This window comes from Diaphorobacter limosus, from assembly GCF_033100095.1.
Taxonomy (GTDB): Bacteria; Pseudomonadota; Gammaproteobacteria; order Burkholderiales; family Burkholderiaceae_C; genus Alicycliphilus; species Alicycliphilus limosus.
In genome coordinates, this window is the sequence record NZ_CP136921.1 from 1,777,475 (window position 1) to 1,800,724 (window position 23,250).

At 61.8% G+C, this 23,250-nt stretch carries 21 protein-coding genes; 8 read left to right on the plus strand and 13 right to left on the minus strand.

The window, feature by feature from the left end:
• Positions 1-104 precede the first annotated feature (104 nt).
• The 8 genes from P4826_RS08570 to P4826_RS08605 form a co-directional block, all read right to left on the minus strand.
• On the minus strand, positions 105-1,241 hold the full coding sequence (locus tag P4826_RS08570) for a glycosyltransferase (protein WP_317703422.1): 1,137 nt from the start codon (positions 1,239-1,241) through the stop codon (positions 105-107).
• Positions 1,242-1,283: 42 nt separating this feature from the next.
• Positions 1,284-2,555, minus strand: coding sequence for a glycosyltransferase (locus P4826_RS08575; protein ID WP_317703423.1), 1,272 nt, complete (start codon positions 2,553-2,555; stop codon positions 1,284-1,286).
• A 49-nt stretch (positions 2,556-2,604) separates the two neighbouring features.
• Complete coding sequence (locus P4826_RS08580) at positions 2,605-3,495, minus strand: glycosyltransferase family 4 protein (RefSeq protein ID WP_317703424.1); 891 nt, start codon at positions 3,493-3,495, stop codon at positions 2,605-2,607.
• A gap of 154 nt (positions 3,496-3,649) precedes the next feature.
• Positions 3,650-6,316: a glycosyltransferase family 4 protein gene (locus P4826_RS08585; RefSeq protein ID WP_317703425.1), complete on the minus strand. Its 2,667-nt coding sequence runs from the start codon at positions 6,314-6,316 to the stop codon at positions 3,650-3,652.
• Positions 6,313-7,620, minus strand: a complete 1,308-nt coding sequence (locus tag P4826_RS08590; protein WP_317703426.1) for an ABC transporter ATP-binding protein — start codon at positions 7,618-7,620, stop codon at positions 6,313-6,315. Before P4826_RS08590 ends, P4826_RS08585 begins: the two co-directional genes overlap by 4 nt.
• Entirely contained in the window at positions 7,610-8,428 is an 819-nt protein-coding gene (locus P4826_RS08595) for an ABC transporter permease (RefSeq protein WP_317703742.1), read from the minus strand. Before P4826_RS08595 ends, P4826_RS08590 begins: the two co-directional genes overlap by 11 nt.
• A 160-nt stretch (positions 8,429-8,588) precedes the next feature.
• Positions 8,589-8,960, minus strand: coding sequence for a DUF2304 domain-containing protein (locus P4826_RS08600; RefSeq protein ID WP_317703427.1), 372 nt, complete (start codon positions 8,958-8,960; stop codon positions 8,589-8,591).
• A 393-nt stretch (positions 8,961-9,353) separates the two neighbouring features.
• Positions 9,354-10,538 carry an ATP-binding protein gene (locus P4826_RS08605; RefSeq protein ID WP_317703428.1) on the minus strand — a complete coding sequence of 395 codons (1,185 nt, stop codon included), beginning with the start codon at positions 10,536-10,538 and terminating at the stop codon, positions 9,354-9,356.
• Positions 10,539-10,869: 331 nt separating this feature from the next.
• Here P4826_RS08605 and groES point away from each other — a divergent pair, with 331 nt between their 5' ends.
• Positions 10,870-11,160, plus strand: coding sequence for a co-chaperone GroES (gene groES / locus P4826_RS08610; RefSeq protein ID WP_317703429.1), 291 nt, complete (start codon positions 10,870-10,872; stop codon positions 11,158-11,160).
• 165 nt (positions 11,161-11,325) lie between these two features.
• A complete protein-coding gene (gene groL, locus P4826_RS08615) occupies positions 11,326-12,969 on the plus strand; it encodes a chaperonin GroEL (RefSeq protein ID WP_317703430.1) in 1,644 nt (547 codons plus the stop codon).
• Between the two features lie 117 nt (positions 12,970-13,086).
• On the opposite strand, the gene P4826_RS08620 is transcribed toward groL, so the two are convergent.
• Complete coding sequence (locus tag P4826_RS08620; RefSeq protein WP_317703431.1) at positions 13,087-14,001, minus strand: LysR family transcriptional regulator; 915 nt, start codon at positions 13,999-14,001, stop codon at positions 13,087-13,089.
• A 110-nt stretch (positions 14,002-14,111) separates the two neighbouring features.
• Between P4826_RS08620 and P4826_RS08625 the strand changes: the two genes are divergently transcribed.
• The 4 genes from P4826_RS08625 (at position 14,112) to P4826_RS08640 (ending at position 18,498) form a co-directional block, all read left to right on the plus strand.
• Positions 14,112-15,110 (plus strand): Bug family tripartite tricarboxylate transporter substrate binding protein, encoded by a 999-nt coding sequence (locus P4826_RS08625; protein WP_317703432.1) that lies wholly within the window; start codon positions 14,112-14,114, stop codon positions 15,108-15,110.
• Between the two features lie 13 nt (positions 15,111-15,123).
• Positions 15,124-16,650 carry a M81 family metallopeptidase gene (locus P4826_RS08630; protein WP_317703433.1) on the plus strand — a complete coding sequence of 509 codons (1,527 nt, stop codon included), beginning with the start codon at positions 15,124-15,126 and terminating at the stop codon, positions 16,648-16,650.
• 20 nt (positions 16,651-16,670) lie between these two features.
• Positions 16,671-17,408, plus strand: a complete 738-nt coding sequence (locus tag P4826_RS08635) for a sulfite exporter TauE/SafE family protein (protein WP_317703434.1) — start codon at positions 16,671-16,673, stop codon at positions 17,406-17,408.
• A 106-nt stretch (positions 17,409-17,514) separates the two neighbouring features.
• Positions 17,515-18,498 (plus strand): tripartite tricarboxylate transporter substrate-binding protein, encoded by a 984-nt coding sequence (locus P4826_RS08640; protein ID WP_317703435.1) that lies wholly within the window; start codon positions 17,515-17,517, stop codon positions 18,496-18,498.
• 60 nt (positions 18,499-18,558) lie between these two features.
• Here the strand turns inward: P4826_RS08640 and P4826_RS08645 are convergent, their stop codons facing one another.
• From P4826_RS08645 to P4826_RS08660, 4 genes are all read right to left on the minus strand, one after another.
• Positions 18,559-19,551 (minus strand): NAD(P)H-dependent glycerol-3-phosphate dehydrogenase, encoded by a 993-nt coding sequence (locus P4826_RS08645; RefSeq protein WP_317703436.1) that lies wholly within the window; start codon positions 19,549-19,551, stop codon positions 18,559-18,561.
• 49 nt (positions 19,552-19,600) lie between these two features.
• Complete coding sequence (gene secB, locus P4826_RS08650; protein WP_317703437.1) at positions 19,601-20,059, minus strand: protein-export chaperone SecB; 459 nt, start codon at positions 20,057-20,059, stop codon at positions 19,601-19,603.
• Positions 20,060-20,152: 93 nt separating this feature from the next.
• Positions 20,153-20,410: a glutaredoxin 3 gene (grxC, locus tag P4826_RS08655; RefSeq protein WP_317703438.1), complete on the minus strand. Its 258-nt coding sequence runs from the start codon at positions 20,408-20,410 to the stop codon at positions 20,153-20,155.
• 53 nt (positions 20,411-20,463) lie between these two features.
• Complete coding sequence (locus P4826_RS08660) at positions 20,464-20,868, minus strand: rhodanese-like domain-containing protein (protein WP_317703439.1); 405 nt, start codon at positions 20,866-20,868, stop codon at positions 20,464-20,466.
• 71 nt (positions 20,869-20,939) lie between these two features.
• On the opposite strand from P4826_RS08660, the gene gpmA reads away from it, so the two are divergent.
• Positions 20,940-21,683: a 2,3-diphosphoglycerate-dependent phosphoglycerate mutase gene (gene gpmA, locus P4826_RS08665; protein ID WP_317703440.1), complete on the plus strand. Its 744-nt coding sequence runs from the start codon at positions 20,940-20,942 to the stop codon at positions 21,681-21,683.
• Between the two features lie 98 nt (positions 21,684-21,781).
• The gene (locus tag P4826_RS08670; protein WP_317703441.1) at positions 21,782-23,218 is read left to right on the plus strand and encodes a S41 family peptidase; all 1,437 of its coding nucleotides are present in this window, start codon (positions 21,782-21,784) and stop codon (positions 23,216-23,218) included.
• Positions 23,219-23,250 lie beyond the last annotated feature (32 nt).

The following is a 23,250-nucleotide window of genomic DNA, read 5'->3' on the forward strand; positions in this document are numbered from 1 at the left end:
AAAGCCAGTCACCGGGGTTTTCTCGCCCCAAAATAATCAGCAAAAAATGGCTAAACCTCATAACTAGAAGGCATCATTAGCTATCAAAACAGGAGGAAAACACATCACTCTCCGGCCTCGAACAGGATTGAGCGCATGCGCTCCACAAACCGCTCCTGTGTGAACTGCAAGGCTTGGGCTATGCAGGCGGCAGACATCGCATCGCCCCTTGTCGCCTCTGTTTTCGCGACTGCATTCATTACAGCCTCAGCAGTGGGCGGATCCTGCACCAGAAAGCCAGTCACCCCATCGACAACGGTTTCCAGCAACCCACCCTGCGCCACACCAATCACCGGCTTGCCAGCCGCCATGGCCTCCACCGGGGACATGCCGAAATCCTCATCCACCGGCACATAAATCACAGCACGCGCGCGGCCAACCCAGCGCCGTAATTGCTCATCTGTTTGCCATCCGGTGAATTCAATATGGCTCGCCCCTGCAGCCAATGCCTGCAGTCGCTCCAATTCAGGGCCACCAGACAACACCACCAACCTGTGCCGAGGCATGTGCGCAAAGGCTTGAATAATCACATCGACCCGTTTGTTGGCAACCAGGCGGGCTGTTGACAGGTAGTAGCCGCCATCGCCCAGTTGTTCAAAATGCTGCGTTGCCACAGGCGGATACACCACTTCAGCATCCAGCCCGGTGTAGCGCTTAAGGCGCTGGCGCACATTTTCCGAGTTCACCAAGATGCGATCCATCCGCCCGATAGCCGACTCGTAACGCTTGCGAAACCAATGCACAAACAACGCATACAGCGGCCGCAGCGGCAGCGGAAACTGGGCCAGCGTGCTCTCGTAAAGATCGTAGGCATAGCGGGGAATGGTGTGGCAGTAGTAAATCCGCTGCCCTCCACGCTGCTGGTAAACGGCCAAAGGTGCATAGAAACCGCTGTACACCACCTGCTGTGCATCATGCAGGCACTGCGACCGGAATCGAAAGCACCACATGCTCTCAAGAATGCGCGGCAGGTACGTAGACCAGCCGCCGCGCAACTCACGCACGCTGACCGGCGAACCATCAAGAAGAGGCTGGGCCTGCGCATAGCAGCGGCTTACCACGGTCTGAAAGTTAGGCAGTGCTTGAGCCAGAGTCAGCGTGACACGCTCCGCCCCGCCCGCGACCTGCATGAAGTCATACAACAAAAAATGTTTGGCTTCTGCTTTGTCGCTGCCATATTGCTCTGATGGCGAATTACCCATGCGTTGGTACCTTCAGCATATCGCCAACTGCGATCAGACTTATCAATGCTTTACCAGGCCTGCTAACAGACGCTGCAACGCCTCTGCACGGGCAGACCAGCCATGCAAAGCCTTCAAATCTTCAATACTGCCATCACTCATGCCCAACCGCCCCTGCTGCCAGCATTCAATGATATTTCTCAAAGCTGCAGAAATTGGTTTACGCTCATTGTCCACGACATATGATGACTCTACATCTTTCAAAATATCCTCGGTAGGATCTAGTGCTGAGCCACGCAAGTGTAAAATAGCTTTACCCGTTACCAAATATTCATAAATCTTACCCGGCAATTGATAACTCTGGCTGTTGCCAATATTCAGCAACACATCCGCCATTCCTTGCAGCGCCAAACATTCAAAATGATCAACACGCCCAAGGAATCTAACATTCTTGATACCTTCAAACAAACCAGCGAATCGTAGATTATCCCCTGCAATTGTCAATACAATATATTGACTATCCAACAATAGAAGCGCCTTCGCAAATTCTGCCGGATTACGGAATGCCTCGTAAAAATTACCAGTAAAAACAATATGCAGCTTTCCAGGCCACGCCCAATTCTGCCCAGTCACCGTAGCAACTTCATCAGGCGCGCCCTGCGCAATAGTGGCAAATTTTTCAACCGATAACCTCGCATGCCGCTGCATCAAAACATCACGCAGCACACCCGTAGTCAAAATCACCTTATCGGCGCGACGCAGTATCAGCCCCTCAAACCACGCATCCAGCCACCGCCGCCAGCGTGGTGCATAAGGCGCGCACAGCGGGTCAGCCAAATCCACCACCCAGGGTAAATTCGTATGTTTTTGCACCCACAAACCCAGCAACAAATCTACCCCAGGCTCGTGGGAACTAATCACCACATCAAAGGAATGCTGGCGCAGCAACTGTGCAAGCCTGCGCCGGGCAAACGGATACCACTCGGTGCGCACATCAGGGTAAAGCATTCGATCCAAAAAATGTCGAGCTCCTTTATACGCACGCGTCAACCACGATGGCGACACCCTCGGGGTAATCATCTGCGCAGCGCTGTCGGCCGGACGCGGCGCCCCTGCCAGCTTTTGCGCCAGCCCAATAAAAGGCCCCGGCCATACTCTATGCTCAGTGATGCCAGGATGGCTAGGGGCAGCATATGGTGGCAACGAGGTGATATCAAGGCACAGCACATGCACTGACATCCCACGCTGAGCCAAGCCGTTGGCTAGGTAATACCAACGTAATGCCTGTGCGGCGGTTAGAGGAGGCCACTCGTAGGCCAACAACAAAACACGCACTAGCTACTGCCTTTATCCCGAAAAATGAATACAAGAAACCTTCGATCGCTCATTTTTTCAAGCCATCCAACATAGTTCGCCAATCTTCCATAAACGCGCTGGACGAAAAACGATCACGTGCTCGCTCCATATGCGCAGAAAATTCTTGGTAACCGTCCTTGATTCGCACAATTTTTTCCGCCAGCGCAGAGACACTATCAAGCGTGAACACAAAGTCGTCACCAAAACCATCCACAAGAAAGCGATGCTCCGCGATATCCGACAAGAGCACTGGCATTCCCACACAGATCGCTTCTGCAGCGGCCAACCCGAACGACTCCCCCCGGGACGGGGAAACATAGATACCACCGCTGTCCCGCACCAGCCTCAACCACTCGTCCGTAGCAGAAAATGGCACCGGCGGCACCACTATTACCTGCGCCTGCAGATCCCGCCTGTCTATGGCCTTTTGCATATCGATTTCTGGCGACTGCGGACCACATAGAAGTGCAAAGAATCGGTGATCACCTCGCCGCTCCAGCAACGCCAGCGCATCAAGCAACATCAATGGATTTTTGTGCCTGTCCATACGTCCAAAAAAGAGCAGAGGCGTGCGCACCCATCCCGGCCTCCGGAAATCCTCGCGCACCCGCTCCATATCCCAGGGGATGAAATTCCGAAGCGTCACAATGTTTCGCGCAGCACGTTCTGACAGTTCCGCACGCAAACGCTCTCCAAACAGCGTCGAGGGAACGACGATCCGCTCGCAAGCAGCAGGCAACTGGCGCAAGTATTTTCGATTTTCTAGATACGATGTATGGCATTCCGCCACATACCGGAACCCACGCAGCTCGCACATGGCAAACACCTGCGGGCAATCTACGCAGAACACTAAGTCGTATACTGCATCCTCGGAGAAATCCGGCGACACTAACACCCGCGCGTCAATGCCCTGACGCATTAGTGCTGAGCGCAGAGGTTCGGCTCCGCCGGAGTCGCGCAAAAACAGTAGATCCGCGTGCAAGTGCGGCGCAGCTTGGTGGAATGCAAGCAGACGATTTAAAAACACGCGCTCCACACCGCCAAGTGTCGCCCACGGATAGACGAAGCACACTCTAGAGACCATACAGATCACCTATATTCTTGTGCTGTCGTAGATGGTGCACCAAACCATTAAAGCGCGCGTCCCACGTGGTCGCAGCCAGAAATGACTCGACCTTCCCGGGATCAACCGGCTTCTGGGCGAGGAAAGATGCAAACAAGGTTTGTGCATTCGCCCGTGCAGCCCACACGACGCCTGGATAGGACTGCAGGTGCTGGATACCCGTCACGAACACAGGCAATCCAAAATATATGTACTCGTAGATCTTGATCGGATCCACCGCCCGCGACAGTTGCCCCTCTACAAAGGGGATGATGCTCGCGCTCCAATGTCGAACATACGTATTCAACTCGGACGGATGCACTTTCCCGACGAGCACCAGATTATCCAAACTGCGAGCCCTATCCCGCACCCACTGTGGCTCACCGTAGCCAATGATCTCGAACCGCACGTCGCCATGCCGCACCGCGAGGTCGAAAACCAGTTTCCAGTCGAACCACGCATCGGTCAGGTGCCCGAAATAACCCACCACAGACTGCGCCGTCCCAGAGGTCTGGACAATTCCACGATGGTTTCGCCCAATCACGTCCTCCGAATAGCCATTGCCGATCAGCAGGATGTCATTGCGAATACCGGAAAACTTCTCGATCAATGCTGGCGCCACACAACACACCACATCGCTTTGCAAAACTAACTGCTCCTCCACCTGCCGGTCGTACCAGGGTGCTTGGCCGGACTTGAAGAACTCCTGCCACTCATCCATCACGTCATATGTGATCGTATAGCCCTTGCCGCGTAGGCCGGAAACGCAATCCACCAGCACCCTGGCAGGCATAGTCAGTAGATACAGAGCATTCGCCTGCTTCGGCGGCAGCAGGCCATGCATGTCAACAAACTCGAACAAAGGCACTTGGTGCACCCCGGGCCACACAGGGCTGCAACCTTTGTTTAGTTCGTCCTTGCGCCCCCACTGCCAGGCGACGAACAGGACAAAATACCCCTGGTTTGCAAAATACTTTGCTGCATTGATAGGCCGCTGGTTGACCAGTTCGTCGAATTCGAAGCCGCAGGTGATCACAACCACCTTGTCGACGGATCGAACCTTTGCCACCCACGCGGGCAAGGCCAGCGGCTCCACAACCTCCCTGCCTACACCCCAATGGAGAGCCACATATCGTGTGCGCTGTACATGCAACCAATACCGCCAGGACTCTGGTAGACGCCAGTACACAGACCTCAGCAGCGCGTAGCCATAGCGCGCCGCAGGATCTGCAAGCGCTCGCAATGCTCGCGCCGCAGCCCGCAGCGGGTGGGTTACCCGCCACGAGGCGGACTTAAGGAACTCCGCAATCATCACATCACGCGCATCAATGGTTTGATGAGCTGCGTCTAGGCTTCGGCGCAACATCGTAATCTCGCCCTGGGCCGCCAGCGTCTGGCGGCAAACCTGCAGAGCCGCATGCATCCTGGCCGAAAAATACCGGCTGCTGCATGCCAACGCCTCCATCCGGGTCACGATGGCCTCGGAATGGAAAAATAAGGAGCTTTCCGGCAGCGGATCCCGCTGCAAAGATTGGTAGAGCTCCAGCAAGATCCCTGGCTGCGGCGGCTGCAGCACCCCGGTCTGGTCGAGAAATTGCCCCCAGATACTTGCCTCACCGAAACCCTCAGCCGCAGCTTCAACCACAGCAGCCAGACCCATTTCGCCCAATGCAGCGAGTTGAGCGCCTAGGCGATCCGCATCTACAGTGTCCAGGTTCCTGCCGGAAAAATTGGTATGCCGTGCCAACTGCAGCAGCCCGGCGTCCATGACACCCTTGACGCCATCGTAGCCCACCAGTACCACCGGCCTTTGTGCGGCTAGCCCCTCCAGCACCACCCGCCCCATGCCCGCTACGCCAGCGCTGCCACGCATCAGCTGCGGGATGTCGGAACGTGCGCCGAGAAACTCGACACCATTAATCAACCCCTCGTCGGAGAGCATCTGCTGCAGGGCCGCTCTGGCATCGCCATCGCCCGCGATCCGCACCCCGGCCATCCCGGCACTCCGAGCCTTTCTCACAAAATCCAGCATTCCACCGATCTTGGCCGCATCAAGGCGCCCCACCACCAGCCAGCGCGGCTCGCGCGCCTCATCCTCTACTGAACCCGATACCTGCGTTGGAAACTCGACGCCATTGGGAACGACTATCAGCGACGCATCGGCCACATAGGGTCGCGCTATTTCAGCCACCTCGCCGGATACCGCGGCGACCAGCGAGGCCTGGGGCAGCACGATAGCCTTGATCATGAAGTCATAAACTGGCCCCGCATATCCACCCAGCGAAGCCGGACCGTGCAGCGAGACCACCAATGAAATCCTTTCAGCCTGCGCCGCCACCATGGCAGGCACCAGAGACACAAAGGGGTGAGCATGGATCAAATCGATCCGCCGCGACCGGATAACCTCACGTATGCGGTCGACCATCTCAACCATCGCTGCGGCAGAGCAGTCCACACCCATGGCAACCCCGCCCGTCACCGACGACACGCAATCCGGGAGCAGCGTGCGCTGGAATGGAGTGCCCGCCAGTAAGTGCACTTCGCAGCCGTGGCCGTGCAACTGCACCAACTCGCCGCGAATATGCGTCTCCAGACCACCCACCGTGAACTGCTCCACCACCACCAGCACACGCTTCATTGCGCCTGCTCCACCAGTTGCGCCGAGACGCAGACATCCAGCATTGCAATCCCGCTGCCGGTCAGGCGCATCTGGTTGATCTTCAAGAGGATGACATCGGTCTTGCGATCCAGATAGCTCATGTCTCCATGTGAGATCGCCTCTGCGATGGACAGCGTCACGAAATACGCTCCCTGGCACAGACGCAATTCCAGCGCGAACTCGAAACGCACTGTGGTGCGCGGCTGCGCATCCTGGTGGTTCAAACCATGGTAGAGCGTGCTGGTGCCGAAGACGCTCACGCCTTCAATCGTGCGGATCAGGATGCCGGCCTGCATCTCCTTAACCGGCTGCAGAACATCTACATCGAACCGGATCGTGGCCTTGCCACCGCTGTGGAAGACCTCGCTCGTTTCACCGTCTGCATTGCAGACTTCCCATCCCTTGATGACAGCACGAAGCTGTCCCTGCCCCGACGGCTCGTCATGCCCACCGGCTTGGCCAGCATCCGCCACACCGGGCACGGGCACCGTGGTTTCCCCGCTCTGGCGAGCCGTCTGGTTAAGATAGCGCAGATAGGAACGCTCGTCCGAGTACAGGAGCGCATGGTACTGGTCGACGATCTCCTTGGCCGGCCCTACACCATGCATCCGCCCCTGGTGCAGCAGCACGCCGCGTTGGCAGAACTTCTCCACCGTGGCCGTTGAATGGGTCACCAGCAAGACGGAACAGCCGTTTTCCCGCAACCCCTCGATGTAGTCGAAACATTTGCGTTGGAACTTTTCGTCGCCCACCGACAGCGCCTCATCCACGATCAAAATATCGGGTTTAACACAGGCCTGCACCGCAAACGCGAGCCGCACTGCCATCCCACTCGAATATGTTCTCACCGGCTGATCCAGGTGCTGCCCGATGTCAGCAAAGGCAGCAATGTCGTCGAAACTGCGATCCATCGCCTCTTTCGACAAGCCCAGGATGGAGCCATTCAGGTAGACATTCTCACGCCCGGTGAATTCCGGATTAAAGCCAGATCCCAACTCGAGCAAAGCCGCCAGCACGCCCGTCGTGCGCACCTCTCCTACCGTCGGCGTCAGTGTGCCGGCAATGATCTGCAGCAAAGTACTCTTGCCGCTACCATTGCGCCCCAGAATGCCGATAGTTTCGCCCTTGCCTACCGAAAACGACACGTCCCGCAATGCCCAGAACTCCTGAAAAAACTGACGCCGACCGAATGAAAAGAACTGCAGCAGTCGATCCTTGGGCTGCGCATACATCTCATAGCGTTTCGAAATACTTGCAATGGAAATCGCCACATCAGAGGACATCGGCAAAACCCTTCCTTGTCTTCTGAAACCAAACAAATCCAACCCATGCGACAAAAGCAGTTGCAACCCAGTAAATTACCAGCAACTCAAAACTTGGCACCCTTCCCCAGTAGAGGACATCACGTGTCATCTCAATTACTGGAGTCAGTGGATTTAGATAGAGGAATTGACGATAACTTTCTGGCAATGCGCTGACCGGATAAAAAATGGGACTCATAAACATCAATACCGAAGTCACCACACTAATGATCTGCGACACATCACGAAGATACACACCCAACGAGGCCAGACACCAACTCAACCCCATGATAAACATCAATAATGGCCAAACAACAATTGGCAGAAGCAATACTGTCACATGCGGAATACCAAAAAACAGCCCGTAAGCCAAAAACCATACACCAAAACTAATCAAAGCATGAAACATGGCCGTCAGCACACCTACAGCCGGTAATATCTCCAACGGAAATACTACTTTTTTAACAAGATTGACGTTTGAAATAATCAATCCTGGAGATCGATTGATGCATTCTGTGAACAGATTAAAAATTATCAATCCGGCAAAGAGCACCATCGCAAACTCGGTTTTCGAACTACTCCCAGCACCCCACCGAGCCTGGAACACCACGCTAAAAACAACGGTATAAATCGCAAGCATCAACAACGGATTGAAGAATGACCAAAAAATACCAAAAACTGAACCACGATAACGCCCCAGTACTTCGCGTCTTACTGATACTGCAATAAGATTTCGATTACGCCAAAGACTGACCATCACCTCACGTGGTGAAATTGAAAATATGTGCATCAAACAACCGGCTCTTCGTCGTTTCGTGTGAAACACCTCATTTTCAAGCTGCAGCGCGAGATGGAGGTGAAAAAGGAAGCTGCATTGCATTGACGCAGTATCTCGACTGTGACCACGCACCCATGCAGGGGAGTAGCATGATGGGGAGCCAGGGGGGCAGTCACGACGTCGCAGAGTCCGTTTCGCTGGTCTGGCGCAGAGTCTCCAGATCAGCTTCAAACAAGGCCAGCCGCTGGTTCAGACGGCGCACGTCTCGCTCTATACGGGTGTTGACCATGTCTGCATGCAGCGCCTTGATCAGCAGCACCATGCAGGCCAGCAACAACAGAAGTGCTGGCGGATAACTGATGCCTGCCCAACGTGCCAGCCGGTCAATCAGGCCGGGCCAGGCGCCCAGCGCGGCGGCGGCGGCGGCTACCAGCACCCAGAACAGGCCGTGCATCAGGTACAGGTGATCGCGGCGTATCAGGTACAGGATCAGCACTGCCAGGCTGATCCCCATGAATGCAGTTGTGACCTGCATGGGAGCCATGGAGGTGGTTCCTTTGGGGTTTGGAGGGTGAGGGGCAATGGAAGACGGGCGCGTGCCTGGCCTGTGGTCATTGCCTTGCGCTGGCGCCTGGGGCGGTCGCGCATGGTGCGGGGATTGTAAGGGAATGCCCTAGGGTGGGGCTATTGCGCAGGTTGCGTTGCGATGGGTGGCGGTTTGGTGGGGCTTTGGAGCACGACCCGTCCCTCTCAATTTTCCATAGCGCTGTGCACTACCTGCATCGCACGAAACCTGGGCGCTACGACTGCACGACCGCTGTCATTCCCGCGCAGGCCGAAATCCAGAATGGCAGCGAGGAGCACTGGATTCCCGCCTGCGCGGGATCACGATGCAAAGGTGGGGGTGACGAAAGACAGTTTCACTTCAGCCTCTGGCTCAATCGTCATCAAATGGAAGTTGCCCCTGTGGCGCACTTGGAGGCCATTTGCCGGCGGCTGCCAGGTGATCGAACCAGCGATGCATGGCTGCATCTTCCAACGCGTACTCACCACGCGCCGACTTCCACACCAGGGCTGGCATGCGCTGGCGAAGTGCCTCCAGCGCCTTTTGCGCCTGCGTCACGCTCACCGGGCGACCGGTTTTGTCTCGGTAGAAGTGCAGTGCCTCGGCGTCGTAGGGGCGGTAGCGCGGGCCCTGTTCCAGCATGCGCCACAGAACCGCCTGTTCGGTGGGCTTAAGACCCAGGTAGTCAGATGCCATCTGCGCCTCGTCTTGCGCTTGTTGCCGCCATGCTGCTTCCAGAAGGGCGGGTTCAAAGCGTCCGGCCACGTCGGCCAAGGGGCTCAGCACCTGCCCCAGCGCTGCCATGAAAAACTGCGGGCGGTAGCCAAAGATTTCAAAGGCCTGCAGCAGCAGGGCTAGATCGACTGGCTGCAATGACGGGCGCTGCGCTTCGATCAAGCCGGCGACATGGCCGATGAAGTCAGGGCCTAGCGGCGGCATGCGCTGGATTTGGGAACCATAAAACGGCGCCGCCGCCGTGTTGACCAGGCGCAGCAACTTGTCGCGGTCAGAGCCCGACATGACGAGCATGAGGTTCACCTCCCCCGGCCGATTGAGTTGGTCGCGCGCCGATTTCAGCGCCGTCATGGCGGTCTCACCGGCTTCGCTGATCAGCGCATGCTGTGCTTCGTCGATGATCAGCGCCACGGGTTTTCCGGCACTTTCGTGCAGCAGGCGCAGCGCTTCGTTCAGGGTCAGGCCGTCCACCTTGCCGATTTTGCTGGCGTCCACCTCCAGTCCGCCCAACTTCACCTTGTCCAGCCCTGCATTTTTTGCGGCGCGGGCCACAAGGCCCAAGTGAGGTTCCAGCGCGCGGGCAATGGCACCGGCTATCAGACCGCCCGGGTCGCGCCGCACATCGGCCCAAAGATCCACATAGACCACCACCACGCCAGCGGCCTGCAAAGCCGGGCTCAGGTCTCCTTGAAGGAAGGTGGATTTGCCGGTGCGACGCGGCGCGGCCAGAAACAGCCCGTTGTGGGCATCGCCCAGCAAGGCCTTGCCTTGAAGAGCGGCCACCAGTTCTTGCGCCAGGGCGGTGCGTTTGAAGGCGATCATGGGGACTATCCAAAATTATCTTTCAAAAGATAGTTTATCTAATTTTGGATAAATTACGATAATTTCCTGCCTTGGTGCAGCCCTGAAGAGTTTGTTTGGCGCGCCAGCCTGACATCGGCATGCCGATGTAACCCATCGAACCAAGTACCTGGCGCCACAGCAGCAAAAACCCCTGCACTTTCTGGGCCCGGCCTCTTGAAACCGGGCCAATCGCCCTTATTATTAGCACTCGTTGGGGTTGAGTGCTAACAACACCCCACCTGTTCCCCAGGGCAGCCGGTTTCAGGCTGCCTTTGCCTTTCAACCTGTCTGTGAATCTCCAGGAGATGCTATGAACCTTCGTCCTCTGAACGATCGCGTGATCGTCAAGCGCCTTGAAAACGAAACCAAGACTGCCTCGGGCATCGTCATTCCCGACAACGCCGCCGAGAAGCCCGACCAGGGCGAGGTGCTAGCCGTGGGCCCGGGCAAGCATGACGAGGACGGCGACCGCATTGCCATGAGCGTGAAGGTGGGCGACCGCGTGCTGTTCGGCAAGTACAGCGGCCAGACCGTGAAGGTCGATGGCGACGAGCTGCTGGTCATGAAGGAAGACGACCTGTTTGCGGTCATCGAAAAGTGATTGCCCAACGGGCAAGCACTTTCGTCGCAGGCTGACTTGGCGCAGCCAAGTCAAGGGCCAAAGGCCCGGCCGTAGACAGAAACAGTTGGATTACTTTTGATAGCTGTCAGCGCTTGATGGGTAAGCGCTAGCAGCATTTTTCACTCATATTTGTAGGAGCCAAACATGGCAGCAAAAGACGTAGTTTTCGGCGGCGAAGCCCGCGCCCGCATGGTTGAAGGCGTGAACATCCTGGCCAACGCGGTCAAGGTCACCCTGGGCCCCAAGGGCCGCAACGTGGTGCTGGAGCGCTCCTTCGGCGCCCCCACCGTGACCAAGGACGGCGTGTCCGTGGCCAAGGAGATCGAGCTCAAGGACAAGATCCAGAACATGGGCGCCCAGCTCGTCAAGGAAGTGGCTTCCAAGACCAGCGACAACGCCGGTGACGGCACCACCACCGCCACCGTGCTGGCCCAGGCCATCGTGCGCGAAGGCAGCAAGTACGTGGCCGCCGGCCTGAACCCCATGGATCTGAAGCGCGGCATCGACAAGGCCGTGGCCGCCCTGGTGGAAGAGCTGAAGAAGGCCTCCAAGGCCACCACGACCAGCAAGGAAATCGCCCAGGTCGGCTCCATCTCGGCCAACTCTGACTCCAGCATCGGTGAAATCATCGCCAACGCCATGGACAAGGTCGGCAAGGAAGGCGTGATCACCGTCGAAGACGGCAAGAGCCTGAACAACGAGCTGGACGTGGTTGAAGGTATGCAGTTTGACCGCGGCTACCTGTCGCCCTACTTCATCAACAACCCCGAGAAGCAAGTTGCCCTGCTGGACAACCCCTTCGTGCTGCTGTTCGACAAGAAGATCAGCAACATCCGCGACCTGCTGCCCACGCTGGAAGCGGTGGCCAAGGCCGGCCGTCCGCTGCTCATCATTGCCGAAGAAGTCGAGGGCGAAGCCCTGGCAACGCTGGTGGTGAACACCATCCGCGGCATTCTGAAGGTTGTGGCCGTCAAGGCGCCTGGCTTTGGCGACCGCCGCAAGGCCATGCTCGAAGACATCGCCATCCTGACGGGCGGCAAGGTCATCGCTGAAGAAGTGGGCCTGAGCCTGGAGAAGGTGACGCTGGCCGACCTGGGCCAGGCCAAGACCATCGAAGTGGGCAAGGAAAACACCACCATCATCGACGGCGCCGGCAATGCCGACGACATCCAGGCCCGCGTCAAGCAGATCCGCATCCAGATCGAAGAAGCCACCAGCGACTACGACCGCGAGAAGCTGCAAGAGCGCGTGGCCAAGCTGGCCGGCGGCGTGGCCGTGATCAAGGTTGGCGCTGCCACCGAGGTCGAGATGAAGGAAAAGAAGGCCCGCGTCGAAGACGCCCTGCACGCCACGCGCGCTGCGGTGGAAGAAGGCATCGTGGCCGGTGGCGGCGTGGCCCTGCTGCGCGCCCGCCAAGCGGTGGGCGAGGTCAAGGGTGAGAACGCCGACCAGGACGCCGGCGTGAAGCTGATCATGAAGGCCATCGAGGCCCCCCTGCGCGAGATCGTCAACAACGCCGGCGGCGAAGCCTCGGTGGTGGTCAACGCCGTGCTGGCCGGCAAGGGCAACTACGGCTTCAACGCCGCCAACGACAGCTACGGCGACATGCTGGAGATGGGCATTCTGGACCCCACCAAGGTGACGCGCACGGCGCTGCAGAACGCCGCCTCCGTGGCCTCGCTGCTGCTGACGACCGAGGCCATGGTGGCCGAGGCTCCGAAGGACGATGCCCCCGCCGGCATGCCCGACATGGGCGGCATGGGTGGCATGGGCGGCATGGGCATGTAAGCAGCCCCGGCCGCTGGCGCCCCCCTTCACCGGCGGGGTGCCATGCACCACGACCAAGGCCCGCAGGTTTTGCCTGCGGGCTTTTTTTTGGCCTTGGCCGATCCGGTTGTTGCGGCGTCAATCCGCTCCAGGATCGGGATCTCGGGCAGCAAAGCGCGCCAGGATCAGATCCCGCACCCGGCCCGCCACCGGCGTCAGCCCAAGCTGGCGTGGCCAGGCGACGTTCAAGTGGGTGCGCAGCTCGGTGCCATCGAGCGGCAGCAGGCGCGGCAGCCCCTGGCCCGCCAGTTGCCCGAAGCTCTGCGGCGCAAACGCCACGCCCAGGCCGCGTTGCGCCATCAAGAGCATGGGCAGGGTCTCGCCGCCCCAATACACCACGTTGGGCACAAAGCCCGCCTGCTGGCAGGCACGCAGCACCATGTCGGAAATGCCCGTGCCCAGGGGCGAGCGGTGCAGCAGAAAGCGCTCGTGGCGCAGGTCGGCCAGGCGCACCCGCGCGCCGCCCGCCAGGGGGTGGGCAGGGGGCAGGGCCACATGCAGGGGCTCGTCCATGATGGCGTGCGTCTCCAGCTCGGGCGCCCGGTACTCGCTGCGCGAGATGATCAGATCCAGGCCGCGCTCGCGCAGGCGCTGCAGCATGTGGCCGGCCTCGCCCTCCTGCACGTCCACCGTGATGTCCAGCCCACAGGCAGCCAGGTCCTCCATCACCGCCGGCATGACGAACAGGCTGGCCGCCGTGGCACAGCCGATGTGCACCGTGCCGCGCGCACCCTGCTCGGCCTCGCGCAGTTCGCGGCGCATGGTCTGCAGCTGCGCCAGCAGCGCCTTGGCGCGCAGGTAGAACAGCTCGCCGGTGGCCGTGGGAGCCAGGCGGTGCCCGCTGCGGTCGAACAGGCCCACGCCCAGTTCGTCCTCCAGCTTGCGCAGCAGCATGCTCAGCGGCGGCTGGGTCATGTGCAATCGCGTCGCGGCAGCAGACACGCTGCCCTGCTCGTAGACGGCGACAAAGCATTTCAGGCGGTGCTCATCCATATACTTATCGAATAAAAACAGACGTTATATATATTAGACAGTGGCTTCTTGTCTTCCTACACTGGCTTGCATCACGGTAATGAACCGCGAACCACAGACCGATAGGAGACATGAATATGCAACGCATTCGCCGCCACATCGCCGCCCTGGCCCTGCTGACCTGCATCGCACCCATGCTGGGCATGACAGCCGCCCAGGCGCAGACCGACTGGCCCAAGCGCAACATGAAGGTCGTCGTGCCCTACCCGGCCGGCGGCTCCGCCGATGCGATGGGGCGCATGGTGGCCAACAAGCTGGCCAAGGCCTTCCCCAAGGTCAGCGTGGTGGTGGAGAACATTCCCGGCGGCGCCACCGTGCCCGGTGCGCTGGCCGTGCTGCGCGACGCGGCGGACGGCCACACGCTGTTCATGGCCAGCGATGGCACGCTGAACATCAACCGCTGGCTGCTCAAGGATGTGCGCTACGACGCCGACCGCGACTTCACGCCCGTGACCGTGCTCAACAGCTACCCGCACTGGCTGATCGTCAATCCCCAGGGGCCCTACAAGAGCCTGGACGACCTGGTCAAGGCCATACGCGCCAAGCCCGGCAAGGTCTCCATCAGCATCAACACCATAGGCGGCAGCGCCCATCTGGCACTGGACAACTGGCGCCGCGAAAACGGCCTGGATTTCGCGATCGTGCCCTACCGCGGCTCGCCACCGGCCGTTACCGACTTGATCGGCGGCCACACCGACGCGCATATGGACGTGGTGGGATCCTCGGCAGCCTTCGCCCGCAGTGCGCGAGTGCTGCCGGTGGCCGTGCTGCAGGGCACGCCCATTCACGAATTCCCCAAGGTGCCGACGCAGGATCCAAAGGATCCAAAGACCCTGGTCGTGCAGTCCAACCTCTCGGTGGTCATGCGCAGCGGCACGCCGCAGGACGTGGTGAGCCGGATCTACGCCATCTTGCAGGCGGGTGTGAAGGACAGCGATTTCGCCAAGACCCTGGACACGCTGAACCTCGACCCGGTGCTGCTGGAACCCGCCCAGGCCAAGACCTTTTTGCAGCAGGAGACCCAGCGCTACGGGGCCTTGGTCGAGAAGTCCGGCCTGGAAAAACAGTAAAAAAGGCATTGCCATGAAATTCGTCATCGCCCTGATCCGCCACGAGACCAATACCTTCTCGCCCATCCCCACCGTGCTCAGCGACTTTCGCCGTGGCACGGGCGAGGGGCCGGCCTATGGCGAGGCCGCGCGCCTGGCCTGCGAGGGCACAAAGAACGCAGCCACGGCCTACCTGGACATGGCGCGCGAGATGGGCGCCGAGGTCGACTTTGCCGTCTACGCCAGCGCCGTGCCCAGCGGCGTGGTCACGCGCGAGGCCTTCGAGCACCTGTGCGACGCGGTGGTGCGCAGCGCCTCGCAGGGCTGTGATGCGGTGCTGCTGGATCTGCATGGCGCCATGGTGGTCGATGGCTACCCGGACGCCGAGGGCGAGCTGCTGCGCCGCCTGCGCGAGTGCACCCCGGCCGGCCTGCCAATAGGTGTGTCGCTGGACTTTCATGCCAACTTCAGCAGCGAATTGATACGCAACGCGACGGTAATTGCCGGCTACTGCACCTATCCGCATGTGGATATCTACGAAACCGGCGAGCGCGTGGCGCGCAGCATCCGCGCCAAGCTGGAGGGCCGCAGCGACCCGGTGCTGCTGTGGCGCCGCCTGCCCATGCTGACGCACATGCTGCGCCAGACGCCCGCCAGCCAGCCCATGAAGGACATCATGGACCGCGCCATGCAGGCCGAGCAGAGTGATGAGGTATGCAACGCCTCCATCTTCGGCGGTTTTCCGCTGTCGGACATCCCCTGCGCTGGTCTTTCTGTCGTCATCGTCGCCGAACGTGATCGACTGCAGCAGGGCCAGAAGCTGCTGGGCGACCTGTGCGACCTGGCCTGGTCGCGCCGCGCCGACTTCGTCTTCGAGTCGGGCTCGGTGCCGGAGTCCATTGCCCATGCCAAGACCCTCAAGGACGGCCCGGTGCTGCTCATCGACCATGGCGACAACTGCGGCGCGGGCGGCGTGACCGACGTCATGGACGTGCTCGAAGAGGTCTTGAAGCAGGGCCTGCAGGACGTGGTCGCCGGCCCGTTCTGGGATCCGGCCACGGTGGCCACGCTGTTCGAGCGCGGCGTGGGCGCCGAGGTGACCGTGGACGTGGGCGGCAAGACCGACATGCCGGCGCTGGAACTGAAGGGCCGGCCGCTGCGCCTGTCGGGCGTGGTGGAGCGCCTGACGGACGGCGAATACACCGTCACCGGCCCCATGTTCACGGGCGTGCGCCAGAGCCTGGGCCGCACCGCCGTGCTGCGCGTCGGCAGCGTGCGCATCTTCATCTGCGAGCGCCCGCAGGAGCCGTATGACGTGGGCGTGTTCACCCATGCGGGTGTCGATCCGGCCAAGGCCCACTATGTGCTGCTCAAGTCGCGCCAGCATTTCCGCGCCGGCTTCGGGCCTTTTGCCAGGCATGTGGTGCTGGTCAGCGGGCCGGGCGTATGCAGCTCGGACTACGGCCTGTTCCCGTTCAAGCAGCTGAACCGCCCCATGTACCCGCTGGATGCCGACGCCACCATGGCGGATGGCGAGAGCTGGATACCCGCCGCTGCCTGACCCACGCCGCGTGCGCCACCATGCAGGAAATGCTCTACCCCGCCGCCGTGGTACTGCTGGGCTATGTGGTGCTCGGCATCACGGGCTTTGGCTCGGCCCTGGTCATCGTGCCGCTGCTGGCCTGGCGCTGGCCCCTGACCGAGGTCGTGCCCCTGGTGCTGCTGCTGGATGTGCCGGCATCGCTGCTGCTGGGTGGGCTGAACCTGCGCCATGTGAACCTGGCCGAGCTGCGCCGCCTGCTGCCGGGCATGGTGGCCGGCGCACTGGCGGGCTTGTGGCTGTCGGGCCAGCTGCCCAGCCGCTGGCCACTGCTGGCCCTGGGCCTGTATGTGGCGGCCGTGGGGGCGCGCGCGCTGCGCAGCGCGCCGCCGCAACCGCGGCCGCTGGCGGCGCCCTGGGGCCATGCGGCCGGTGGCGCGATTGGCCTGGTGGAAATGCTGTTCGGCACCGCCGGCCCGCTGGTGGTGGCCTGGCTGAGTCGGCGCCTGCCCGACGTGCTGGCGCTGCGGGCCAACACGCCCATCGTCATCACCATGAGCGCCTGCGCCGTGCTGCTGACCATGGGCGCGGCCGGGCGGCTGTCGCACGCCGAGCTGTGGTGGCGCTGGCTGATGCTGATCGTGCTGGCCGCCCTGGGTGTGCTGCTGGGCCACCACTGGGCGCGCCGCGTGTCCGCGGCCAGCCTGCGCAAGCTGATCTGCGGCCTCTTGGTCATCAGCGGGCTGAGCCTGGTGGCGCACGCCGTGCAGCTGCGCTGAACCTGTTATTTCGAAGGAGATGCCTTTGCCACCCCAATACCCGCGTTTCACCCCATAACCTTCAACAAAATCACGTAAAAACCCGTTCCCGAAGGAGTCAGGAGACATGTTCCATTCATCCATCACCAAGTTTGCCGCCGTCGCCTTCGGTGCCGCGCTGCTCGCCCAGGGCGCCAGCGCACAGAACCAGGCCCATACACCCGTCAAGATCATCATCGGCTTTCCTGCCGGCGGCGCCCTGGACAACCTGGCACGCGCCATGGCCGAGAAGCTGCGTACCGAACTGGGCCGCACCGTCATCGTGGACAACAAGCCCGGCGCCAGCACCCATATCGCGCTGATGACCGTCAAGCGCGCGCCGGCCGACGGCGCCACCATTCTCATCAGCCCGGCGCCGCCCTTCGTCACCCACCCGCTGACCTACGACAAGCTGCAGTTCGACCCGGACAAGGATCTGATCCCGGTGGCGCATCTGGCGGATACGCCGCTGGTGGCCACCACCTCGGCCGCCAGCCCGTATTCGTCGATGCGCGAATACCTGGAGTGGGTGAAGAAAAACCCCAAGGACACCGGCATCGGCATGGTGTCCATGGGCGGTGTGCTGCATTTCGGCGTGCTGCAGCTGAACCAGGAGCGCGGCCTGAGCCTGATGCCCGTGGCCTACAAGGGCGCCCCGCCCATGCTGACCGATGAGATCGGCGGCGTGCTGCCCGTGGGCATGGACACGGTGGCCTCGGCCAGCGAACTGGAGAAGGCCGGAAAGATCAAGTACCTGGGCGTTCCGGGCATGGAGCGCACCAAGCTGCTGCCCAACGTGCCCACCTTCAAGGAGCAGGGCGTGCCGGGGTTTGAACAGGCATCGAGCTGGTACGCCGCCTATGTGCCCACGGGCACGCCCGCGGCGGTCGTGAGCCAGCTTGAAAAGGCCATGATCCACATCGTGCAAGAATCGGCCTTTGCCGCCAAGATGGCCCAGGGCGGCATGGTGACCACGGGCCGGCCGGGCGCGGAGGTCACCAGCCTGATCAAGTCACAGCGCGAGGCATCGCGCCCGATCGTCGAAAAATCGGGCTATCGCGCGACGCAATAACCACGTTTGAGCGCAGATGTCGGCTACATAGCGACAAATGCCCGATGCACAGGGGCAGCTTCAGCGCCGCTCCACCGTCGGCTCGCGCTCCATCAGGCGCGCCACGGCGTCGGCAGCGTGCAGCCGGCCGTCGAGCAGCGCCACCACGCATTCGGCGATCGGCATCTCCACGCCGGCAGCGCGCGCGCGCTGCACCACCGTGCGTGCGCTGTACACGCCCTCGGCCACATGGCCCAGCGAGTCCACCGCCTGTTGCAGGCTCTTGCCATCCGCCAGCAGCAGGCCCACGCGGCGGTTGCGCGACAGGTCACCGGTGGCGGTGAGGACCAGGTCGCCCAGGCCGGACAGGCCCATGAAGGTGTCGGTGCGCGCGCCCAGGGCCAGGCCCAGGCGCGTCATCTCGGCCAGGCCGCGCGTGATCAGCGCGGCGCGCGCGTTCAGGCCCAGCTGCAGACCGTCGCACAGGCCGGTGGCGATGGCCAGCACGTTTTTCACCGCGCCGCCCACCTCCACGCCGACGATGTCCTCGCTGGCATAGACGCGCAGCGACGGGCCATGGAACGCCTGCACCAGCGCTTCGCGCACGGGGGCATGGCGGCTGGCCGCCACCAGGGCCGTGGGCTGGGCGCGCGCCACCTCCTGGGCAAAGCTGGGGCCACTGAGCACACCGCTGGCCAGTTGCGGCGCCACCTCGGCGCAGACCTCATGGGCCATCAGGCCGGTGCCGGCCTCAAAACCCTTGCACAGCCAGGCGATGGGGGCCTGGCTGTCCTTGAGCAGTTGCAGCATGCCGCGCAAGGCCGCCATCGGCGTGCCGATGACGATCAGCTCGGCGCTGGCCGCCAGCGCGCGGGCATCGCCGGCCACCACCTGCAGCGCCGGCGCAAATGCCAGGCCGGGCAGGTAGCGCTGATTGCAGCGCGCGGCCTGCATGGCAGCCGCCTGTTGCTCGTCGCGCGCCCACAGCGTGACCGCGTTGCCGCCGGCATGGGCGGCCGCGCTCACAGCCAGGGCCGTGCCCCAGGCGCCCGCCCCAAGTACTACTATTTTCATAGCTTGCAGCGCTTACTGGACGGACGTTACAACCCTAAAAGATGAAAAATTACTGAACCGTGCCGTTGCCGGCCTCGGCGGCGGCGGCCTGCTGCTGCTCGTACATGGCCTGGAAGTTGATCTCGGCCAGGTGCACGGGCGGGAAGCCGGCGCGCGTAATGGTGTCGGCCACATTGCCGCGCAGGTAGGGGTAGATGATCTGCGGGCAGGCGATGCCGACGATGGCGCCCATTTGCTCCTCGGGCACGTTGCGGATCTCGAAGATGCCGGCCTGCTTGGCCTCGACCAGGAACACGGTCTTGTCCTCGATCTTGGTCTGCACGGTGGCCGTCACGGCAACCTCAAAAATGCCTTCGGCCACGGGCGTGGCCTGCACGCCCAGCTGGATATCGACGCTGGGCTGCGCCTGCTCCAGCAGGATGGCGGGGGAATTGGGCTGCTCCAGCGACAAATCCTTCAGGTAGACGCGCTGGATCTGGAATACGGGGGTGGCTTCTTCGGTGGACATGGTTTTGGGTTCCGTTGGTCAAAACAAAGCCCGCCCGGGAGACGCTCCCGCAGCGGGCACTTGGGGCCGCATTATGCAACCTCGATCAGGGGGTCATGCGCCCAGCAGGGGCATCAGGCCGCCGCGCTGGTCGAGCGCGGCCAGGTCGTCAAAGCCGCCCACATGGGTGTCACCAATGAAGATCTGCGGCACGGTGCGCCGGCCGGTGATGTCCATCATCTGCTGGCGCGCCGCCGGGTCGGTGTCTATGCGCACCTCCTCGATCTGCTCCACGCCGCGCGCCTTGAGCAGCTGCTTGGCACGGGTGCAGTAGGGGCAGACGGCGGTGGTGTACATCTTCACGGCTTGCATGACAGGGCAATCTTTCAGAAAAATGCAGAAATATGAATGCAGATAAGACCAGATCAGGCCTTCTCGACCGGCATGCTGGCTTCGCGCCAGGCGGCCAGGCCACCGGCCAGGGTCTGCGCCTTGTCGTAGCCCAGACCCTTGGCAATGCCCACGGCGCGCGCCGCCCGGCCGCCCTTGGCGCAGACCATGATCACCGGCACGGCCTTGTTCTTGGCCACCTGCGGCAGACGCTCCTGCAGTTGCGCCAACGGAATGTTCTTGGCGCCGCCCACATGGCCGGCGGCGAACTCGGCGGGTTCGCACACGTCGATGACCACCGCCTTCTCGCGGTTGATGAGCTGCACGGCCTGCGCCGCGCTCAGGCCCCCGGCCGCGCCCTTGACAGCAGGCAGCAGCAGCATGGCGCCCGAAGCCAGCGCGAGGACGATCAAATACCAGTTGTCGAGGATGAAGTTCACGAGGGTCCTTAGGGCGAAAAAACCGCTCATTCTAAAATACCGGGTTTTGACTTGCACGACCCAGGGACACCATGCACAAACTCGTTCTGATTCGCCACGGCGAATCCACGTGGAATCTCGAAAACCGCTTCACCGGCTGGACCGACGTGGATCTGACCACCACCGGCATCGAGCAGGCCAAGAACTCCGGCCGCCTGCTCAAGGCCGAGGGCTACGAGTTTGACCTGGCCTACACCAGCGTCCTGAAACGCGCCACGCGCACGCTGTGGCATTGCCTGGACGAGATGGACCGCACCTGGCTGCCGGTGCAGCACAGCTGGCGCCTGAACGAGCGCCACTATGGCGCGCTGCAGGGCCTGAACAAGGCGGAGACGGCCAAACAGTACGGCGACGAGCAGGTGCTGGTCTGGCGCCGCAGCTACGACACCCCGCCGCCGGCCCTGGAAGCCAGCGACCCGCGCTGCGAGCGCGGCGACCTGCGCTACGCCGGCCTGGCCCCCGAGCAGGTGCCGCTGACCGAATGCCTGAAGGACACGGTGGAACGCGTGCTGCCATTCTGGAACGACACCGTCGCCCCGACCATCCGCTCGGGCAAGCGCGTGGTGATCGCCGCCCATGGCAACTCGATACGCGCGCTGGTGAAGTACCTGGACAACATCTCCGACGCGGACATCGTCGGCCTGAACATCCCCAACGGCATCCCTCTGGTGTATGAGCTGGACGCCGACCTGAAGCCCCTGCGCCATTACTACCTGGGCGACGCCGAGGCCGCGGCCAAGGCCGCAGCCGCGGTGGCCGCGCAAGGCAAGGCCTGAATCCGACAGGGCAAAAAACATGCCTGGCCAGGGAACTGCCCGGGCTTGCACCCTTCCAAGGTGTATATTGAATCGCTAAAGACGCGGTAGAGGTGCATATGGGCCACAAACTGAAAATTGCGGGATGGGTATCGGTCGGCATCGTGGCTGGCGCACTGACCACGGTGTCGCTGCAGACCGTGGCGCGCGGCGCCATGACGCCGCTGCCACTGGAAGAGATACAGCAGCTGTCGGCGGTGTTCGGCCTGATCAAGACCGACTATGTGGAGCCGGTCGATGACAAAAAGCTCATCACCGACGCCATTGGCGGCATGGTCTCCAGCCTGGATCCGCACTCGCAATACTTTGACAAGAAGTCCTTCAAGGAATTTCGCGAGGGCACGACCGGCCGCTTCGTCGGCGTGGGCATAGAAATCACACAGGAAGACGGGCTGATCAAGATCGTCTCACCCATCGAGGGTTCGCCCGCCGACCGCGCCGGGCTCAAGACCAACGACCTGATCACGAAGATTGACGACACGGCCGTCAAGGGCCTGACCCTCAACGAGGCCGTCAAGCGCATGCGCGGCGAGCCCAACACCAAGGTCACGCTGACCATTCTGCGCAAGGACGAAAGCCGCAGCTTCCCCGTGACCATCACGCGCGAGGAGATCAAGACCCAGTCGGTCAAGGCCAAGGTGATAGAGCCCGGCTATGCGTGGATCCGCCTGTCGCAGTTCCAGGAGCGCACGGTGGACGACTTTGTGCGCAAGCTCGAAGAGATCTACAAGCAGGAGCCGCGCCTGAAGGGCCTGGTGCTGGATCTGCGCAACGACCCGGGCGGCCTGCTGGACGCCGCCGTGGCCGTATCCGCCGCCTTCCTGCCCGAGAACGTCACCGTGGTCTCCACCAACGGCCAGCTGGCCGAGAGCAAGGCCACCTTCAAGGCCTCGCCCGAGTTCTACCAGCGCCGCGGCAGCGGCGACCCGCTCAAGCGCCTGCCCGCGGCCCTCAAAAACGTGCCCCTGGTGGTGCTGGTCAACGAGGGCTCGGCCTCGGCCAGCGAGATCGTCGCCGGCGCGCTGCAGGACCACAAGCGCGCCACCATCATGGGCAGCCAGACCTTTGGCAAGGGCTCGGTGCAGACCGTGCGCCCACTGGGCCCGGACACCGGCATCAAGCTGACCACGGCGCGCTACTACACGCCCAGCGGCAAGTCCATCCAGGCCAAGGGCATCGTGCCCGACGTGATGTTGGACGAGACGGCCGAGGGTGATATCTACGCATCGCTGCGCATGCGCGAGTCTGACCTGGAAAAGCACCTGACCAGCGGCCAGGGCGAGGAGGTCAAGGACGCCGCACGCGAAAAGGCCCGCGAGGAGGCCCGCAAGCGCCTGGAGGAAGAGGCCAAGAAGCCGGTCGCCGAGCGCCGACTGCCCGAGTTCGGCTCAGACAAGGACTTCCAGCTCACCCAGGCGCTGAACCGCCTGAAGGGCCACACCGTGGTGGCCAGCAAGACGCTGACCGAGCGCAAGGAAGAAAAGAAGGACGAATAAGGGCCCTCTGCCCTACCCCAAAGGCCGGGCCA

What these genes read in the sequence shown, in the direction of transcription:
- groES (WP_317703429.1), top strand. Translation starts at nt 10,870, where the DNA reads ATGAACCTTCGTCCTCTGAACGATCGCGTGATCGTCAAGCGCCTTGAA.
- P4826_RS08670 (WP_317703441.1), top strand. Translation starts at nt 21,782, where the DNA reads ATGGGCCACAAACTGAAAATTGCGGGATGGGTATCGGTCGGCATCGTG.
- P4826_RS08635 (WP_317703434.1), top strand. Translation starts at nt 16,671, where the DNA reads ATGCAGGAAATGCTCTACCCCGCCGCCGTGGTACTGCTGGGCTATGTG.
- P4826_RS08600 (WP_317703427.1), bottom strand. Translation starts at nt 8,960, where the DNA reads ATGGCTCCCATGCAGGTCACAACTGCATTCATGGGGATCAGCCTGGCA.
- P4826_RS08625 (WP_317703432.1), top strand. Translation starts at nt 14,112, where the DNA reads ATGAATATGCAACGCATTCGCCGCCACATCGCCGCCCTGGCCCTGCTG.
- P4826_RS08605 (WP_317703428.1), bottom strand. Translation starts at nt 10,538, where the DNA reads ATGATCGCCTTCAAACGCACCGCCCTGGCGCAAGAACTGGTGGCCGCT.
- P4826_RS08590 (WP_317703426.1), bottom strand. Translation starts at nt 7,620, where the DNA reads ATGTCCTCTGATGTGGCGATTTCCATTGCAAGTATTTCGAAACGCTAT.
- secB (WP_317703437.1), bottom strand. Translation starts at nt 20,059, where the DNA reads ATGTCCACCGAAGAAGCCACCCCCGTATTCCAGATCCAGCGCGTCTAC.
- grxC (WP_317703438.1), bottom strand. Translation starts at nt 20,410, where the DNA reads ATGCAAGCCGTGAAGATGTACACCACCGCCGTCTGCCCCTACTGCACC.
- P4826_RS08570 (WP_317703422.1), bottom strand. Translation starts at nt 1,241, where the DNA reads ATGGGTAATTCGCCATCAGAGCAATATGGCAGCGACAAAGCAGAAGCC.
- P4826_RS08630 (WP_317703433.1), top strand. Translation starts at nt 15,124, where the DNA reads ATGAAATTCGTCATCGCCCTGATCCGCCACGAGACCAATACCTTCTCG.
- P4826_RS08585 (WP_317703425.1), bottom strand. Translation starts at nt 6,316, where the DNA reads ATGAAGCGTGTGCTGGTGGTGGTGGAGCAGTTCACGGTGGGTGGTCTG.
- gpmA (WP_317703440.1), top strand. Translation starts at nt 20,940, where the DNA reads ATGCACAAACTCGTTCTGATTCGCCACGGCGAATCCACGTGGAATCTC.
- P4826_RS08595 (WP_317703742.1), bottom strand. Translation starts at nt 8,428, where the DNA reads ATGCACATATTTTCAATTTCACCACGTGAGGTGATGGTCAGTCTTTGG.
- groL (WP_317703430.1), top strand. Translation starts at nt 11,326, where the DNA reads ATGGCAGCAAAAGACGTAGTTTTCGGCGGCGAAGCCCGCGCCCGCATG.
- P4826_RS08645 (WP_317703436.1), bottom strand. Translation starts at nt 19,551, where the DNA reads ATGAAAATAGTAGTACTTGGGGCGGGCGCCTGGGGCACGGCCCTGGCT.
- P4826_RS08640 (WP_317703435.1), top strand. Translation starts at nt 17,515, where the DNA reads ATGTTCCATTCATCCATCACCAAGTTTGCCGCCGTCGCCTTCGGTGCC.
- P4826_RS08580 (WP_317703424.1), bottom strand. Translation starts at nt 3,495, where the DNA reads ATGCGTCAGGGCATTGACGCGCGGGTGTTAGTGTCGCCGGATTTCTCC.
- P4826_RS08620 (WP_317703431.1), bottom strand. Translation starts at nt 14,001, where the DNA reads ATGGATGAGCACCGCCTGAAATGCTTTGTCGCCGTCTACGAGCAGGGC.